The sequence below is a fragment of the Aphanizomenon sp. UHCC 0183 genome (genome assembly GCF_009712065.1).
In the GTDB taxonomy this organism is placed as follows: domain Bacteria; phylum Cyanobacteriota; class Cyanobacteriia; order Cyanobacteriales; family Nostocaceae; genus Dolichospermum; species Dolichospermum heterosporum.
On record NZ_VILC01000090.1, the window covers coordinates 1 to 17,287 of the forward strand.

14 protein-coding genes are annotated in these 17,287 nt (G+C 40.4%); 1 reads left to right on the forward strand and 13 read right to left on the reverse strand.

Annotated features, from left to right (window positions below; all coding sequences use genetic code 11):
- Positions 1-32: 32 nt before the first annotated feature.
- The 7 genes from trpC to FJR37_RS21545 all read right to left on the reverse strand — a co-directional run bounded on the left by trpC (position 33) and on the right by FJR37_RS21545 (position 9,543).
- Positions 33-914 carry an indole-3-glycerol phosphate synthase TrpC gene (gene trpC, locus FJR37_RS21515; RefSeq protein ID WP_168467069.1) on the reverse strand — a complete coding sequence of 294 codons (882 nt, stop codon included), beginning with the start codon at positions 912-914 and terminating at the stop codon, positions 33-35.
- A gap of 155 nt (positions 915-1,069) precedes the next feature.
- Positions 1,070-2,500 (reverse strand): dihydrolipoyl dehydrogenase, encoded by a 1,431-nt coding sequence (lpdA, locus tag FJR37_RS21520; protein ID WP_168467070.1) that lies wholly within the window; start codon positions 2,498-2,500, stop codon positions 1,070-1,072.
- A gap of 616 nt (positions 2,501-3,116) precedes the next feature.
- Positions 3,117-3,986, reverse strand: coding sequence for a hypothetical protein (locus tag FJR37_RS21525; RefSeq protein ID WP_168467071.1), 870 nt, complete (start codon positions 3,984-3,986; stop codon positions 3,117-3,119).
- A 94-nt stretch (positions 3,987-4,080) separates the two neighbouring features.
- A complete protein-coding gene (locus FJR37_RS21530) occupies positions 4,081-5,118 on the reverse strand; it encodes a hypothetical protein (RefSeq protein WP_254434638.1) in 1,038 nt (345 codons plus the stop codon).
- Positions 5,119-5,565: 447 nt separating this feature from the next.
- A complete protein-coding gene (gene truB / locus FJR37_RS21535; RefSeq protein WP_053538931.1) occupies positions 5,566-6,447 on the reverse strand; it encodes a tRNA pseudouridine(55) synthase TruB in 882 nt (293 codons plus the stop codon).
- A gap of 170 nt (positions 6,448-6,617) precedes the next feature.
- Positions 6,618-8,375, reverse strand: a complete 1,758-nt coding sequence (locus tag FJR37_RS21540) for an alpha/beta hydrolase (RefSeq protein ID WP_168467073.1) — start codon at positions 8,373-8,375, stop codon at positions 6,618-6,620.
- Positions 8,376-8,625: 250 nt separating this feature from the next.
- Positions 8,626-9,543, reverse strand: a complete 918-nt coding sequence (locus FJR37_RS21545) for a DMT family transporter (RefSeq protein ID WP_039202201.1) — start codon at positions 9,541-9,543, stop codon at positions 8,626-8,628.
- A gap of 412 nt (positions 9,544-9,955) precedes the next feature.
- Here FJR37_RS21545 and FJR37_RS21550 point away from each other — a divergent pair, with 412 nt between their 5' ends.
- Positions 9,956-11,518 carry a serine hydrolase gene (locus FJR37_RS21550; RefSeq protein ID WP_168467074.1) on the forward strand — a complete coding sequence of 521 codons (1,563 nt, stop codon included), beginning with the start codon at positions 9,956-9,958 and terminating at the stop codon, positions 11,516-11,518.
- Between the two features lie 144 nt (positions 11,519-11,662).
- Here FJR37_RS21550 and dprA read toward each other — a convergent pair whose 3' ends face one another.
- The 6 genes from dprA to FJR37_RS21580 form a co-directional block, all read right to left on the reverse strand.
- Entirely contained in the window at positions 11,663-12,781 is a 1,119-nt protein-coding gene (gene dprA, locus FJR37_RS21555; RefSeq protein WP_168467075.1) for a DNA-processing protein DprA, read from the reverse strand.
- Positions 12,782-12,995: 214 nt separating this feature from the next.
- On the reverse strand, positions 12,996-13,694 hold the full coding sequence (locus FJR37_RS21560; protein ID WP_051424217.1) for a DUF2301 domain-containing membrane protein: 699 nt from the start codon (positions 13,692-13,694) through the stop codon (positions 12,996-12,998).
- Between the two features lie 60 nt (positions 13,695-13,754).
- The gene (locus tag FJR37_RS21565) at positions 13,755-14,483 is read right to left on the reverse strand and encodes an ABC transporter ATP-binding protein (protein WP_168467076.1); all 729 of its coding nucleotides are present in this window, start codon (positions 14,481-14,483) and stop codon (positions 13,755-13,757) included.
- A 203-nt stretch (positions 14,484-14,686) separates the two neighbouring features.
- The gene (locus FJR37_RS21570) at positions 14,687-14,914 is read right to left on the reverse strand and encodes a ferredoxin family protein (RefSeq protein WP_168467077.1); all 228 of its coding nucleotides are present in this window, start codon (positions 14,912-14,914) and stop codon (positions 14,687-14,689) included.
- Positions 14,915-14,993: 79 nt separating this feature from the next.
- Positions 14,994-16,199, reverse strand: coding sequence for an ATP phosphoribosyltransferase regulatory subunit (locus FJR37_RS21575; protein WP_168467078.1), 1,206 nt, complete (start codon positions 16,197-16,199; stop codon positions 14,994-14,996).
- Entirely contained in the window at positions 16,199-17,131 is a 933-nt protein-coding gene (locus FJR37_RS21580; protein WP_168467079.1) for a J domain-containing protein, read from the reverse strand. The genes FJR37_RS21575 and FJR37_RS21580 overlap by 1 nt, the downstream gene beginning before the upstream one ends.
- Positions 17,132-17,287 lie beyond the last annotated feature (156 nt).

The window sequence follows — 17,287 nt, forward strand, 5'->3', positions numbered from 1 at the left end:
CCCCTTGTTTTATATGGAATTCAAGACTGTAATTAAGCAAAGAGATTGGCTATTGCTAATTGAGGATCTGGTTGTTTTACCAAGGATTCACCAATCAGTACAGCGGATGCACCTGCTTTTTTAACTATACTTAAATCCTCTGGGTGATGCAATCCTGATTCGCTGACTACAAGAATGTTTTTTGCTCGTAACTGTTCACCTCTAGCTGTGAGTAATTGACAAGTTGTTTGTAAATCAACAGAAAAATCTTCTAAATTGCGATTATTAATGCCAATTAAAGAAACACCATCTAAAGCTAAAACTCGATCTAGTTCTTCTAAATTATGCACTTCTATTAAAGTTGCCATTTTCAGGTTATGAGCAATTTTGATAAAGTATTGCAAATCTTGATCATTAAGGATGGCTGCTATTAATAAAACTGCGTCTGCTCCATGAATTCGCGCCCAATACATTTGGTAAGGATAGATAATAAAATCCTTGCACAGCAAAGGTAAATCTACTGCTGAACGGACTAAGGATAGATTTTCAAAACTACCTTGGAAAAATTTAACATCTGTGAGAACAGAAAGACAACTAGCTCCACCTTTTTGATAAGATTGAGCGATCGCTACTGGGTCAAAATCCTCCCTAAATACCCCTTTACTGGGAGAAGCTTTTTTAACTTCAGCAATTAAAGCCGGATGAGTTTTACCTTGACGTAAAGCAGCCACAAAATCACGAGTTGGTGGTGCTGATAGGGCTTGTGTTTGCAATTCTCGCAAAGGTAGCCTTTCTCGCATTTGCTCAACTTCTGTTTCTTTCTGCCAGACAATTTCTTCTAAAATATTATTTGGCGCAGCCCCTTCTATAGCAGATCGATATTGAAGTATAGAAATATTAATAACTGTGCTAGGTGAACGACGACGGATTTGCATATTGTTTAAGGAGTTCAGAAGGTAGGGGCGCAGGGCCTGCGCCCTTTGTCAGGAGTCAGGAGTCACCGAGTCAGGAGTTCAGAAAGAAGAATGAAGAAGAAAGAAAATTTTTCTCTTCCCCATTACCTATCACCTGTAACTCCTTAATTCTTCTATTAACTAACCAATGCCCGTTTATAAGCTTCATCTAAAACTTCTGAAAGCGTTGGATGAGCGTGAACTAGGTAAGCAAGAGTTTGGATAGATTGACGACTGGCAATAGCGGCGGCGGCTTCATGAATTAGATCTGAGGCGTGGGGACCAAAGATATGTACACCTAAAACCTCGCCAGTATCTTTACGATAAATTACCTTCGTCATTCCATCAGTATCATTTTCCGCCAAAGCCTTGGAATTACCTTTAAAGTAACTCTTACTGGTGGCGACTTCAAAACCTTCAGTTAAACCCAAAGCATGGGCGGCTGTTTCAGTCAAGCCCACATAGCTAACTTCTGGATGGGTAAAAGCGGCGGCGGGAATGCTGCGGTAGTCAACAGTTTTGTGACGACCCATCATATTTTCTACAGCAATAATACCTTGAGCCGATGCTGTATGAGCCAACATCATTTTGCCAGTAGCATCACCAATAGCCCAGAGATGGGGGATAACCTCCCCGTCCGATAATACCGCCATATTATCATTTACAGGAATAAAATTACGGCGATCAAGAGCGACTCCCACAGAATCTAACCCAAGATTTTGCGTAGCTGGAACGCGACCGGTAGCGACCAAACAAGCATCAACTTCAAGAACTTCTAAATCTTCCTTAGTTTCAAAGTCAGCCAACTCAATGATTACTGGTGAACCAGGAATAATTTTTTTAGCGTAGATACCGACCTTAGTTTCAATATCACGGGGGTTAATTAAGACCCGTTCTGCCAGTTTAGCAATGTCTCGATCAAATCCTGGCATTAACTCACTCAGGGCTTCAATTAAGGTGATTTCACAACCTAAAGCCGAGTAAACATCAGAAAATTCTAAGCCAATGTAACCGCTACCAATAATCGCCACCCACTTGGGTAGAGTTTCTAATTTAACGCCTTGGTCACTGGTAAATACGGTTTTGCCGTCTACTTCAATTCCGGGAGGAACGAAGGGAACAGAACCAGGCGAAAGGATAATATCTTGGGCTGTGATGGTTTTCTCACCTTTGTCTGTGGTGATGGTAACTTTTTGTGTACCAGACACCTTACCCCAACCCCGAATAATCTCCACTCCCAAGCGCTTGAGACTGTTGGTTAAGTCCCCTTGAATTTTGGCAACGAGATTGTTAGCATGATCAGCGATCGCTTGTCGTTCAAACTCCACATTACCAATTTGAATTCCCAAAGACTTGAGATGATGGGCATTACGTAATTCCCTCACCTTTCCTGAAGCCGCCAGTAATGCCTTAGAAGGAATACAACCCCTGTTTACACAAGTTCCTCCCATATCTCCAGCTTCAATAATCGCCGTTTTCAGACCGCAACTGATAGCGTGTAAAGCAGCACCATGTCCGCCCACACCAGCGCCGATAATCACTAAATCGTAATCAAATCCAGGACTCACTTTTATTTCCCCGTTATCTTCGCCTATTATCAACTTAACTTTTTTGTGTAACTTTCTCAAATTAACAAAAAATAACGGAGAAGCTCTTGTGTCTCCCCGTTATTTTTTGTGAGTGTTTAATTAGAGTAAGCCACAAAATAAATGATCCTGTTTTGTCATGCTGAGTGCAGCGTTCGCGGAGCGTGGCGTTAGCCATAGCGAAACATCTCAAGAGATTCTTCACTACACTTCGTTTCGTAACGCCTCTGGCACGCTGCGCTAACAGAATGACATTGGGCATTTCTTTTTGTGGAGTTCTCTTAGAGGGTGTTTGAAAAGTTATGGTTGATGTATCAAATATTTTTTACCCCACCCTAACCCTCCCCTTGTAAAGGGGAGGGAACTGGATTTTTATTGTTTCCCCCCTTTACAAGGGGAAAGGGGGGTAGCAATGTGATGAAAATTACGGAATACCACTTTTCAAACATCCTCTTAATTATGTTTGAGACTAGTAGTTCGTCAAATTTATTTTGACGGGTAATGATCGGAAAAAACTTCTGTTCTTCCCTCCCCTACCCCCGGTGCCTCTCTTCTCCCCCTGCTTGCCTTCACCCGTCATTTTCGGTTTGACAGACTACTAGTTGACCGCTGCTCTCAATTCTTTTAGCACCTTACCAATTTCCACAAAATCTTGGTTTTCTGAAAGCTGTTGCAAAGTCACCGGACTGCTTTCTTGGATAATTTGGTTGTAGGTGTTAATAGCATTATGCAAATCGTTAATATCTACCTCTACGCTTGCTAAAGTAGCATCAGCCGTTTGGGCAATAATTGGGCTAAATTTTAAAGCTTTAGTGCTGGCCACTAAATATTTTTTTGGTAACTGAACTGAACCGGAACTTTGTGTAGTAGGACGGGGAGCAGGGATGATTTTAATCAAGGTGAATACAAATCGTCCTGCCAATGCTGGACTAACACCAGCCTGCTTTAATATCTCCGTAAATCTATTCGATTCACCCCGTCTGATTGCTTCCGGCTGCCTGAAAGCTACAAAAACTTTACTATCTTCCTTGGTGAATATATTGATGGCGGCACGATTGAGGTTGTCTTGACGCTCTGCTGTAATCCTAAGTGAATTTCCTCGTGATGTGCGGACAATGGTAACAGGACTGCCACTTTGACCTCCGGCATTCCCCACACTAGGACTTGTATTACCAGAGCCAGTAGTGCCACCACCACTCATGCTCCCGCCAGTCCCCACACTAGGACTCGTATTATCATCGGGATTGGAATCAGTATAACCATTGGAGCCAGTAGTGCCACCACCACTTATGCTCCCACCAGTCCCCACACTAGGACTCGTATTAATTGGTCCAATGTTTCCACCACCACTCATACCACCTGCTGTACCCAGACTAGGCGAAGTTTGGGATTGGCTTGGTTGCTGCCAATTGATTGCCAGTAGGGGAGTGAGAGTGAGAGCCAGAATAAAAGTTCTGATTTTTAACATGGTGATTTTATCAGGATTGAAGTGTTTATTTAGGGTTGGCTGAATAAAGGTAGAAACAATAACAGATAAGGTGTTCAGACTTTTTCAACCAGATTTATTTGGGTAAGAAATTGAAACCATAGCCTATGCTGAGAACAAATACCGTACCGCCCAAGCTAGTATCTGTGAGATCTGCACCTACGGCATTAATTGTCAAGGGAATAGTAGATATAGGGACAAAAGAAGCTCCAACGTTGAAACCAACTCCACTCCAGCCCATACCCACACCGATTTGGGGATGAACTTGTACCCCAACTCCAGCAAATACACCCGTACTTGCATTACCTGTGCGAAAATCGCCACCACCGGCTCCTATGGAAAAGGAAATGGGCATTTTATTAACAGTATCGTTAGGCTTTAATAGGGAGTAACTTGTAACTACACCATAGGCACTGGAAGGTCTAACTGATTCCCCTTTAACGTGCTGTGCAAAAGACTTCCAGCCAGCAGCCGCAGCTATTTGAGTGTTGCCTTTAGCATAGACAATGCGGTTAGCTTTGAGGTCAAAAGTTCCGTTGTAGCCAAAATTTTTGATACTACCAATGTTGTAGCCAAGTTCTAGACCAACTAGTTTCCGGGCATCTCCTAACCCAAAACCCATACTGATACTCCCGTCTGGTTGAGTTCTAGCTTTACCAGTGGTTGCTGCGGATGCCCCTAGGAAAACGTCACCCCAGGTAGCTCCAAAGGCGCTTGGTGTAGCAAAGGTAAGCGAAGGAGAGTAAGTACGTTTGAGTGGAATTACTTTGACCAGAGGGTCAACTAGTAAATATTGGCGTAATTTATCAGTATTAAGTTGACGTTTATCATTTGGTACTGAAGTATCTGTTTGAGCAGTGATCCATGATTGTTTTTGATAAAGTAGAGGTTCAATCTTCCGCCCTGACTCTACGTTTTTCGCTAAGACATCTTGGAGATCCGGCAAGTTAGTCTTTAATTGAGCTTGATCAGTTATTAATTCTTTACTGCTATGGGTTTTAGGAGTTATTTCATTTGTTGCAGAAGCAGGGGTAACTGAAAGAGCGGTGATAGCCCATATATAGCTTAATAAAGTTGTATCTATGAACTTTAGCCAATTTGGGCGTAATAACATACATAAAAATTTTGCCCTTCTCAAAATTCTACTCCTCACGACGGTTATATGCGCCCGAATGTATATTAGAGTAATTCCCGAAAAACAGTAATGTACAGGATAAATTATGCTATTTTTATGAATTTTCTGTGAATTTATCAGGAGAATTATGAACTTATCATGAGAATGTCAAAAACCTTTTCAGGTTAAGTAGGTTGGCGTTGAAAATTGTCGTTGGGGCAAGGTAATAGGCAATAGGCAAGAGTAAAAGTTTTCCAGACTTGATATTACTGATAACTTCTTCTAAATCCTACTGATAGCGCAGCGTGGCGTTAGCCATACTCCCGAATGGGCGCAGTCCCTGCGCCCCCACCTCCTGATAGCGCACCGTGGCGTTAGCCATACTTCTAGCCCTCACAGATAACTTTTATGGCTTACGCTACGTTATCAGCAAACCCTATTTAATTTTTAATTGGGATATTCAAAAAACACCATTTGAGGGACTAATAAATCATGTGCTAATTTCCCGATTCCTAAAAAATTGGTTTCTGTTTCATAAACTCGTACAAAGTCGTCAATAACCAGATTGAGGGGAATTTTTTGACCTTGACACCATTTTTTAGCTGATTCTGGCGCTAGATTTACGGCTTTGAGATGTTGTAATGGTGTGTCTGCGGATATAGGTTGAAATGTGCTGTTTTCGATTTCGGTGGCTAAGTCTGTAAAGCTGAGACTGGTTGGAAGTTGAAAACTGCTGCTTTGTGTGCGAATTAGGGCAGATAGAGTGCCACCTGTGTTGAGTATTGTACCTAAATCACGAGCGATCGCCCGAATATATGTTCCCGCTCCACAAGATATGGCTATATCTAATTCAGGAAAATCTCCGTCTCGCCAGTCTAACACCTGGATTTGGGCAATTTCGACTGTTCGCACCGGAACTTCGACTATTTCCCCTTTTCGGGCTAAATCATAGAGGCGTTTGCCGTCAACTTGAATGGCGCTGTAACTGGGGGGGATTTGCTCAATTTTACCGATAAACTGGGAAAGGGACGTTTTGATATTTTCTAAATCTAATCCTGGACAGGGTGCAGAGGTAATAATTTCCCCTTCTAAATCATCTGTAGTAGTTTGTATTCCTAGCCGGACAGTGGCTTGATAAGCCTTTTCTCCCGGTAAATATTGTAATAATCTGGTGGCTTTACCCAAGGCTATCGGTAATACTCCGGTAGCTTTGGGATCTAAAGTTCCTGCGTGTCCGACTCGTTTCATCTTCAGTAGTTTTCGGACTTTGGCTACGCAGTCATGAGAAGTCCAGTCAAGTGGTTTGTTTAAATTGAGAAAGCCTTGCACAAGTTTAGATTTTAGGGTTGAGATTTTTTATTTTCACACAAATAGGAGTTCAGAAATATCGCTAACGCCACGCTACGCTACCAAAAGGTAGGGGCGCAGGGCCTGCGCCCATTCGGGAGTATGGCTAATGCCACGCTGCGCTATCAGGAGTTCTTGAAGAAGTCGGGGATCTAAATTAAATGTAATAGAGAAACACCAATACCTAGCAGCCAAAATCCAAAATGGACGATAGTATGAGCAAGTTTCTTTTTAACAGGTTTGCTGTCTTGAAGATTACCTAAAATTGGTGCTAATTTGAGATGATCAAGGGACTGGACAAGGTTTAAACCCAGGGACTGACTAGAAATACTTTGAGCGTAGGCAGCATTCAGATAAGGCAGATATTCTGGTTTTCCGGCTATGTAAGTTTGAAAAAAGGGTAAACTTAACGCATTCATGTAATCATGGGCTTGGGAAGCATCACCTACCATATCTGTTGGTAATGCCATTTGTGTACTGTCAGGATTGCTATTACCAATGGTAGAAAAATGAGTACCACCAAGTAGCATAACTAAGTATTTTTCGGGATGAATAATCCAGGAAAAAGGGACAATTTGCTCATATAAAGTTGGGGCAACTGTGTCTTCACTACTACCGACAATCATGACTGGGGTATGAATTTGGCTTAACCCGGCTTGTCCGAAAATAGAACTGGTAATCGGATTAACAGCGATCGCCGCCTTGATTCTGGTATCTTGTAAATTGTAATCTTGTCCTGACTGGTTGGGCAATTCTAAAGCCCGACATTGCAACAATAAAGACATATTCCAAGTATTTCGCAATTTGTCAGGATGACAGTCTGCTTGTAGTTGGGAAAAGTTAATTTTTGCCCCCGCTAAAGCTAAGGCAGTATAACCTCCTAAAGACTGACCAAATACTCCCACTTGTTGTAAGTTTAGCCGCTGCTGAAATTGTGAATCTGACTCTAATTGATCTAAAATATATTTGATATCTAAAGGTCTATCTTTAAATTCATTAGGGTGTGTAACTTGATTACTATTACCATTTATTAAAGATTTTAATTGTTTAGCATCACTACTGGGATGATTGGGAATTACTACAGCAAACCCATGTTTAACTAAATGATCTGCTAAATAACGAAAGTTACTACTATCCAAACCTAAACCATGAGAAATCACAATCACAGGTACAGGATTTTGGCTATTAGGAATATATATTTCTGTAGTTAAATGCCGATTACGGACTACATCAAAGAACTTAATTATTTGTTTCTGGGTTGATAAAATTACTGGATTTGAAAATCTTGGTAATTGAGAAAAATTAGGATAAGAAATTTGATCAGCTTCTAATTTTGATGCTTGGATTAATGCGGAAATAGTTGTTTCCGTATCGTTGATCATTTTCTCTAACTCACCAGCAACTTTTAGGCTGGAAGCCACATCAATCTTAATATTATCTTGAGGATATTTGCGTAATAAATTTAATAAATTTAATCCTTCCGGTTCAGCAGCAGCAGCAATTAAAGCTGTACGTAATGACCAAGAAGTAAATTTTGAATAATCAGATTTAGGTTTAATTAACCCTGCTAATCTTTGTAAGATAAATTTCCCTTGTTGGGTGTCAAGAAATTGGGAAGTTACAGCCGGACTAATTTTCAGTGGTTGAACTAAAATTTTCCTTAATTCTTGCAGTTTGTTTGTAGGAATATATTGATAATAGCCTGCTAAATCTGCATTAATTATCCCGTATTTTGCATAGCTTTCTAAGGCAGTAATAGGGATAGAAATTTTTAGTGCTGAATAGGAAGCATGAATTTGTTCTGCTGCCATAACCGGGTTACTTATCCCAAATGTTGGCAGCAATATGGACAAAATCAGTGTAAGAGAATTTTTTCTGAGGGTGCTGCCCCAATTACCAAACATATTCATCGCTTAACTTTTGTGGTGATGTTGTTGAGCGAGGCTCAAATTTTGGTAGTGATTCAAACACCCTGTTAAACTATTCTCAATAGTGCCTATCGCAGACTACACAAACAAAATTTCAGACCGTTTGCGATTAGTTTGCTTTGAATTGCTAAGACTTCTTTTAAGATTATAATAAATACATGAATTATCTACATCAGTATTTATTATGTATTTTTCCTGATTAATAAAATCTAAATAATGCTAATAAATCCTATTAATTAGGTTCGCATAATGCAATAGATATAGAACCAATGACTACAAAAAATGCCCCAATAACACCTACTAAAGAAATATTTTCTGGAGAGATAATATTAGGAGTAACTACGGACATCAGCCAACCGGAAATTAAAGTAATAATCGGAGCTAAAGCTAATACAGCACCCACTCTTGAGGCTTGCCAATGTACTAAAGATTCAGCAAAAGCACCATAGGCAACGAGGGTATTTAAAGCGCAAAATATCAAAGTTGAAAAATAGAAAGTATCCAGGGTGAGAATTGTGTTAGTTTTTGCCAATGGCGTGAATAATAAAGCACAGCCACCGTAAATAATCAACATAATTTTTGCTGAAGATAACGATTGCAATAACTGTTTTTGTGATAAGGCATAGATAGCCCATGCTATTGCCCCGAAAACAATCAAGCCACTACCTAGTAAATATTCACCTTGGGCTGTGATAAGATTAACTAATTGGGCATGAAAAAATAGTGCAAAACCCAAAGTTAGTACAGCTACACCTAGCCATTGATACAATGTATAACGTTCGTTAAAAATGACTAATCCACCGAAACTTAATAACACACTAGATAATTGAATGATCACTTCAGCATTAGCTGGGGCGGTCAATGCTAAACCTTGCATAAATAGAAAATAGTTAGCAGCTAAAAATATAGTAGCAACTACTAATAATTGCCAAGAGGTAGCACGTAATTGTTCTAAGGTTGGTAATTGTTGCTGAAACAACAAATAAATTGCCAGTAAGAGGAAGGAAGTTAAAAAGCGAAACCAGATAATGGTGTAGACATCTAGCTCTTGTAGTGTTACCGTCAAAGCCAGAGGTAAAACTCCCCATAAAAAGACAGTTACCAGTGATAAACTTAGACCCAAACGCCAACGACCAGAACTTTGATGCATGATTAATAATCACTAAGGGAGACAAATCATTTTTGCATAATAATCAAGTACCAGGAATATTTAATTACTTCTGTCCATTGGCTATGAGTCCGGGTAATATTAATTTTAGTACACTTCGTTTCGTAATGCCTCTGGCACGCTGCGCGAACAAAATGACATTGGGCATTTCTTTTTGTGGAGTTCTCTAAAGGTACACTGACTTTTTGTGCAAAAATCAACTAAGTAATGGGACAGAATTAATTACACAATTGATTTTTCTGTTCCCTGTTCCCTGTTCCCTCTCTCAACGAGTGAATTTAATTTCGTCCGACTACTTATGAAGTATACTAGATCGGAAAATGCCACTTTCCAAAGGTAAACTGAGTATCAAGGTGCATAAATTTACAATCTGGGTCGAAGGTGAAAAGTAGCTATGTCAGAAACTGGTGACAAACTCATACCCATATCACAAAGACAACCTGTACAGCGTCGCCGGCGTAAACGTCCAGTCCCCAAGACAGGACAGAAAAAAGTTATCAATCAACAGCCAGTTTCTAGTCCAAGAGAAACTGCAACATTAGCTTGTCTAAACAATCATAGCAGTCCTGTTCCTATCTCATCTGGGGGGCGAAAACCAGCATCACGGAAGATGATGCCTCCAGGTGTTAAACCATTACCTACAGTCAAGAAAAATACTCAAATTTCTCCATCAGCAAATGTGAGGTTAAAGACGGTACGCATGGAGAAGCCGAGAATTGAAAGCAGAGGGTCACGCAAGACTAGGTTAAAACCTATGGCTAGAACTGTTTTATATGCCTTGCGGTTGTTGATTGTGGGTGTGGGGATAGGTGCGATTGTGGGTACGTTGTTGTCAATTCTAGACCCTGCTAATCGGCTTGGTTCAGTTGCGTTAGTATCTCAAACTACTACTTCTCAAAAAACATCTCAAACTCCTAATACAAGCTTATATCTGTCCCAAGAAATTACGCCTTTAAAAAATTCTTTACAAACTCTCACCACCGCTAATGCTGATCTGATGCCAGGGGTGTTTTTATTAGACTTAGATAATGGTGGTTATGTAGATATTAATAGTAATGCCAGTTTTGCTGCGGCAAGCACGATTAAAATTCCGATTTTGATTGCTTTTTTCCAGGATGTAGATGCTGGTAAAATCCGCCTGGATGAAATCTTAACTCTCCAAAAAGAGATGATTGTCGGGGGTTCGGGAAATATGCAATATCAAACCCCAGACAGCAAATACACGGCTCTTGATGTGGCTACGAAGATGATTACAATTAGCGACAATACGGCTACGAATATGCTGGTTGCTAAATTAGGGGGACAGGAGGCGTTGAATGGACGTTTTCGCAGTTGGGGATTAACAACGACGATGATTCGTAATCCTCTCCCAGATTTAGAGGGGACTAATACTACTAGTCCGAGGGAATTGGGGAATTTAATCTCGATGGTGAATCAAGGTAATGTCGTGAGTATGCGATCGCGTGATTTAATGCTTAATATTATGAGTCGCACTGAACGAGATAATCTTTTACCTGCTGGCTTAGGAAAAGGCGCAAATGCTTACCACAAAACAGGTGATATTGGCACAATGTTAGCAGATGCGGGTTTAATAGATGTCCCTACGGGTAAACGTTATATCGCCGCTATTATGGTGAAACGTCCCAATAATGATCCTCGTGCGGCAAAATTAATTAGTTCTATTTCTAGTGCGGCTTATGAACACTTTAGCCAAACTACAGTAACACCTAGTAATCCGATAAATAACCAACCGGTTACTCAACCAATCACTCAACCAATCACTCAACCAGCAACTCAACCAATTTCTAATTATCAACCACCCGTTCAACCCTTTACTCAGCAACCAGTTCAACAACCGATAATGAATCCTGCTATGCCTAATGGGATGGTTAATAATATGCCTATGGGCAGTTATCCGCAGCCTATAATGACTCCGCAATATTATCCACCACAATAAATAATTCAGAATTCAAACTGGTTGCAGAAAATGTGGCTTTGTTGCTAGACTACAAGCAAAAATTGGCGTTGCATAATTAAAGTATGAATTAGCCTCACGCAAAGGCGCAAAGACGCAAAGGAAGAGGGAACAAAAGTCAGAGTTTTAACATTTTTGATATCGCATTCCCGGAAGTTGGGTGACTAAACCCATGAGTTCTAATTGTAATAAGGAACTGGAAACTAAAGCCGCATTCATCCCTGTTTTTTGAATTATAAAATCAAAGGATAAAGTATCAATAGTCAAAGTATCTATTACCTGTTGTAATTCAGGTGCTAAGTCAGGTAAAGGAGGAGATCTAACTATGGGAATTTCTATATCTATTTGGGGAATTGCCCCCAACATGGTTAATAATTGACTGAGTTCTTGATTAATTAAACCTGCACCTTGACTAATTAATTTTAAACAACCTTGTGATGGTTGATCATCAACTCTTCCGGGTAATGCGTAAACATCTCGACAAAATTCATTAGCATAAGTAGCTGTGATTAAAGCACCGGATTTTATTGGTGCTTCTATGACTAATACTGCGCGACTTAACCCGGCAATGATGCGATTTCGTCGGGGAAAATGGGTGCGGTTGGGTGTGGTTTTGGCAGGATATTCACTAATTACTATGCCAGAGGTCAATATCTGTTTATATAAACCTTGATTTTTATGGGGATAAATAACATCTACTCCTGTTCCTACAACTGCTATTGTTCTTCCTCCTGCTTTCATTGTCGCTGCGTGACTTTCGGTGTCTATTCCTTCTGCCATACCGGAAACAATAGTAAAACCATTTTTGGCTAATGCGGTACTAATTTGACGAGTCCATTTAATTCCATATTCTGTGGGTTGACGAGTTCCGACAATTCCCACTAAAGGTTTTTGTCCTGAATTCTCCTGTAAATCAACTTCACCCCGATAATACAATAAGGGGGGTGGACTGGGAATTTCTCGCAGTAGTTGGGGATATTCTGGGTCTGCTGGTGTCCAAAAATGGGGGTTTGCTTGTTGGTGTTGAGTGAGGAGTTGTTCGGGGTTTAAATGGGATTTTTGTTGAACAACTTTTTCTAATGTCTGAAATCCCAAACCTTCAACTTTTCGTAATTCACTAGGAGTAGCTTTCCAAGCATTTTCCAAGTTACCAAAATGCTGTTGTAATCTTTGCAGTAATATGGGTCCAATTCCAGAAATTTGCGACCAAGCTAACCAATATTTACGTTCTTCTGTATTTGACATAAGTAGGTTGGCGTTGAAAATTGTCGTTATAGCAAGGCAAGAGGCAAGAGGCAAAAGGCAAGAGTAAAGAAGTTTTCAGCGATTTTATGTTTCTTTACACAGTTTGGTTTTATTGTGTTCACCTACTTAGTATAAATATAATTACTTGGCGGTTAAAAACCGCGTCTACACAGGCAAAACCCAGATGGTACGTGGGTTCAATATCTTGATTTTTTTAGTCCGCGGAGGCGGACTTTGTTTGTGTAGCTGTGACTTCTAGTCGCCGGGTCTTAATTTGATTTTTCAAATAATCAAATACAGATTTATCGCCAATGTCGGGAGGAATAGCTTGAATTACTTTTCTTATAGCAAAGATGAGGAATAAAATTGCCCAAGTTGCTAGTAAAACTTGTTCTGCTGGCGTTGATAAAATTCCGGTTAAATGTCCTAATAATAGTAGGGGAACAAGGGGAGTTAAGATTTTAGTTTCTAAACGATGGAAACAAAAACCTTCTTTGAAAAAGATCCCTGTCAAGGCTGCAAAGGTAAAACCAATTCCTAATATGGTGAGGGGTTGATTATAAATAGTAATTGCAAAAGCTTGACTATCACCATGTCCAAAAATAAAGGCACAAATGCTACCAATTATCCAAAAAAGTTGGAGAATGCGGTGCAAAAATGCCATATAGATATGAATAGTTAATAAACTAACTCCCAGTGCAATATTAAAACAGGTGTAGAGAGGGGTCAGGGAGGCGATAGCAGCGGGTTGGGGATAAAATAAGACTAAACCGCTACCAATGGCAAAACACAGGGCGGCGATCATTAATCCTGTTCGATAAATTATCACACTTTGGCGATCGCTCTGAGTAATCGTAAACTCCCCGAATTGACCTTGATATACTGCTAATGATGATATTGTTTGTGTAGTCATATTCCTTAATAGTATAGGTTTTAGATCCCCGACTTCTTTAAGAAGTCGGGGATCTTGTTTTTAATGTCCTTTCCCAGCGCCTAAATACAATTCCCCGACTTTTGGGTTATTTAATAATTCTCTACCAGGTCCTGAGATAGCATCTCTTCCTGATTCTAGCACATAACCACGATCTGCCATTTCTAAGGCTTTTCTGGCATTTTGTTCAACTAGAACTATCGCAGTCCCCGATTCTTTAATTTGTTTAATTTGCTCAAATACTTGAGTTACCAAAATGGGAGATAATGCGGCTGAGGGTTCATCTAATAGGAGTAAACTGGGTTCTAACATTAATGCTTTCCCCATTGCTAACATTTGTCTTTCTCCACCGGAGAGAGTTCCTGCGCGTTGACGACGGCGATCGCTCAAGCGAGGAAACATGGTGTATATTTTATCTTTAAGAGGTTTCAAGGGAACATCTCTCACAAAAGCCCCCATTTCTAAGTTTTCATCTATGGTTAAGGATGGGAAAACGTTGGCAATTTGGGGAACATAGGACATTCCTTTGGCGACAATTTGATTTGATTTTAAACCAATCAAATTCTGATCTTTGAAGGTAATAGTTCCAGCATGGGGTGTCAAAAGTCCGAAAATAGTTTTTACTAAAGTGGATTTACCTGCACCGTTTGGACCAATTACTGTAACTAACTCCCCTGGTGCAATGTGAAAGTTGACACCTTGCAAAATATCTACATCTTTAATATATCCAGCGTGGACATTTTCTACGTTTAATAAATAATTATTAGTCATTTGTTACATGAGGGAACAGGGAACAGGGAACGGGGAACAGGTAACAGGTAATTTGGTGATTTTCTTTTCCACTGTCCCCGTGGCGTAGCACCTGTCACCTAATTTGCTAGGGAACAGGGAACAGGGAACGGGGAACAGGTAACAGGTAATTTGGTGATTTTCTTTTCCACTGTCCCCGTGGCGTAGCACCTGTCACCTGTCACCTAATTTACTATTTTCTGCAATTCTGGTCTTTCTTCTGCCAAAATTGCGTTTTCTACGGGGCAAACTTGCAAACAGATACCACAATCAATACAGGTAGCAAAGTCAATCCAGTACCAATCTGTGCCTTTGACATTTTTCCCTGGACCTGGATGAATACAAGCTACAGGACAAGCACTTACGCAGTCAGCAACACCTTTACAAACGTCTGTAACAATGGTATGTGGCATTTTTCCGATTCCCTCTTTTTTGGATTTTAGATTTTAGATTTTGGATTGATTTTGGGAAAGTTTACCAATATTCCTATTTTTAACATCCGGGTTCAATGGTGTGTGAACCGTCGGCTTTAATCCAGGCTATTTGGGTAATTGAGCGATCGCTTGCATATTGACGAATCCCTGCTGTGTCCCTACCTCCCAGGTCTATTTCTACTCTCACTGAATTAGTGGAATTACGTAATTTATCGGCATAGGCAAAAGCCGCAGCTTCAGCACCGGGGGTTTCTGGAACTACTAACCAATTACTAGCGGGAATATTCTGGGGTAATTGCTGATTTGATAGGAGAATTTGGTATAAATCATCAATATTCAATTCAAAGCCGATACCGGGAATATTTTCCTTTTGGGGATGATATAAACCTAACAATTGGTCATAACGACCACCACTTCCTAAAATCTGTGCTTGAGAATTTGTCTCACTCACTACTTCAAAAACCAAACCTGTGTAGTAATCAATGGTTTGAATTAGGCTCAAATCAAGGATTAAAGGGAATTTACCATCTAGTAATTCTACTAGAGATTTGAGGTTATTTATTGCCTCTTGCTGGTCTGGTTCTAGATGTAAACTGCTGACTTTTGCTAAAACTTCTCTACTATCACCCCGCAAATCCAACATAATTTTAGCGCGTTGGTGGAGTTCTTCGCTCAGAGGTAAGGTATCAAGAGTGATATAATCCAAATGAGCGATCGCCCTGCGGACTTGATTTCTGATTTCCGGGGGAAAAGCATTCAGCAAAGAACGAGTAATTCCCGCTTCCCCCAAAATTAACCGCCAATCTTTTAAATCCAATGCTGTTAAACAGTCTGCTACCAGCAGCAACACTTCCCCATTGGCTAATAATCCCTCTGCACCCAGTAACTCCACCCCAGCTTGATAATACTCCTGCTGACGATTATGGCGGCCTTCCCAATTGCGGCGGAAAACATTAGCATTGTAATATAGTCGCTGGGGATAGGTGGCATCTGCCATGCGAGTTACCACTGTGCGAGCGATAGAGGCAGTCAATTCTGGACGCAACCCCAATTCTTCATTTTGACTATTTTGGAGTTGAATCACCATCTGACGCTGAATAGCTTCACCAGCCATCAGAGTATCCATTCGTTCCAAAGTTGAGGTGATAATCCTGTGATATCCCCACCGTTGAAACACCTGTTCTAATCTATCTTCAATCCAGCGTTTTTGCGCCACATCTAAAGGTAATAGATCCCTTGCTCCCGCTGCTGGTTGATACACCATTATTTTTTCTTCCCACCAAACAAACCGCCAAACAAACCACCTTTTCCAGACTTATCTGGTTGCTTCTCTTCAGTTTTAGAAGCGGAAGTCCCTTGAGAACCACTGGTTGTAATTCCTAAAGCTTCATCTACCTTGGGTTTCCATTCCAAAGCGATTTTCTCATTGGGATCTAACTTCAGGGCGTTATCAAAGTGAATTTTTGCCATTTTCAGTTGATTTTCCCGTAAATATACCATTGCCATCAAACTATGGCAATGACTATTTCGCGGTTCTAACTTTAAGGCATCTTGTAATTCTACTTTGGCTGGGGACAATTGGTTTTTTTCTAATAAAACTTGAGCGCGACGCAGGTATTGTTCTACGATTGACTCTTCTTCGGGTGGTGAGGTTGGCGTTAGTGGTAAATTTGGGGCAGAACCTTGAGGTTGACTAGGTGCGGACTTATTCATTGACTGTCCAGCCACCCGCATCAGATAAACTAGATTTAGCTCACTAACCTCAGCAATGATTTTGAGTGATTGTTGCAAATCACTAAATTGAGTTGGGGCAATTTTAGCGATCGCCTGCTTATATGCCATACTCACATTAGGCGCAGCTAACAATTGCCGCCCCGATTCCGTCTTCAGTCTAATTGCTCCTGGTTCTTGGGCAAATCTCTTCCCCATTTGTGTCAGAATAAACAAATACTCAGCCCGATTACGTTCCACAGAAAACTTCTCATAAGCCGGATTAACCAACTTTGCTAACAATTGATTAGCCATCTCTTTTTCCGACTCATTCCTCATCAAAGAACTATCTGGGTGCAATATCCGAGCAATTTGTAAATAACGGTTACGAATTTCCTTAAATTCCGCATCAACCGGCACACATAAAACTGCGTGATGATCTATGAAATCATCCGTAAATAATCCAGAATCTATTTTTAATGACATATTTATTATAGGTATCGCACCCCGCATATTCTTTCCAGTTTACAGGGAAGTATGGGAAGTTTCAAAGCCATCCAGTAGCAACCAGGAAATTTAATACTTATTAGAGGTTGTTTGAAAACTCATGATTGCTGTATCAAATGTTTTACCCCACCCTAA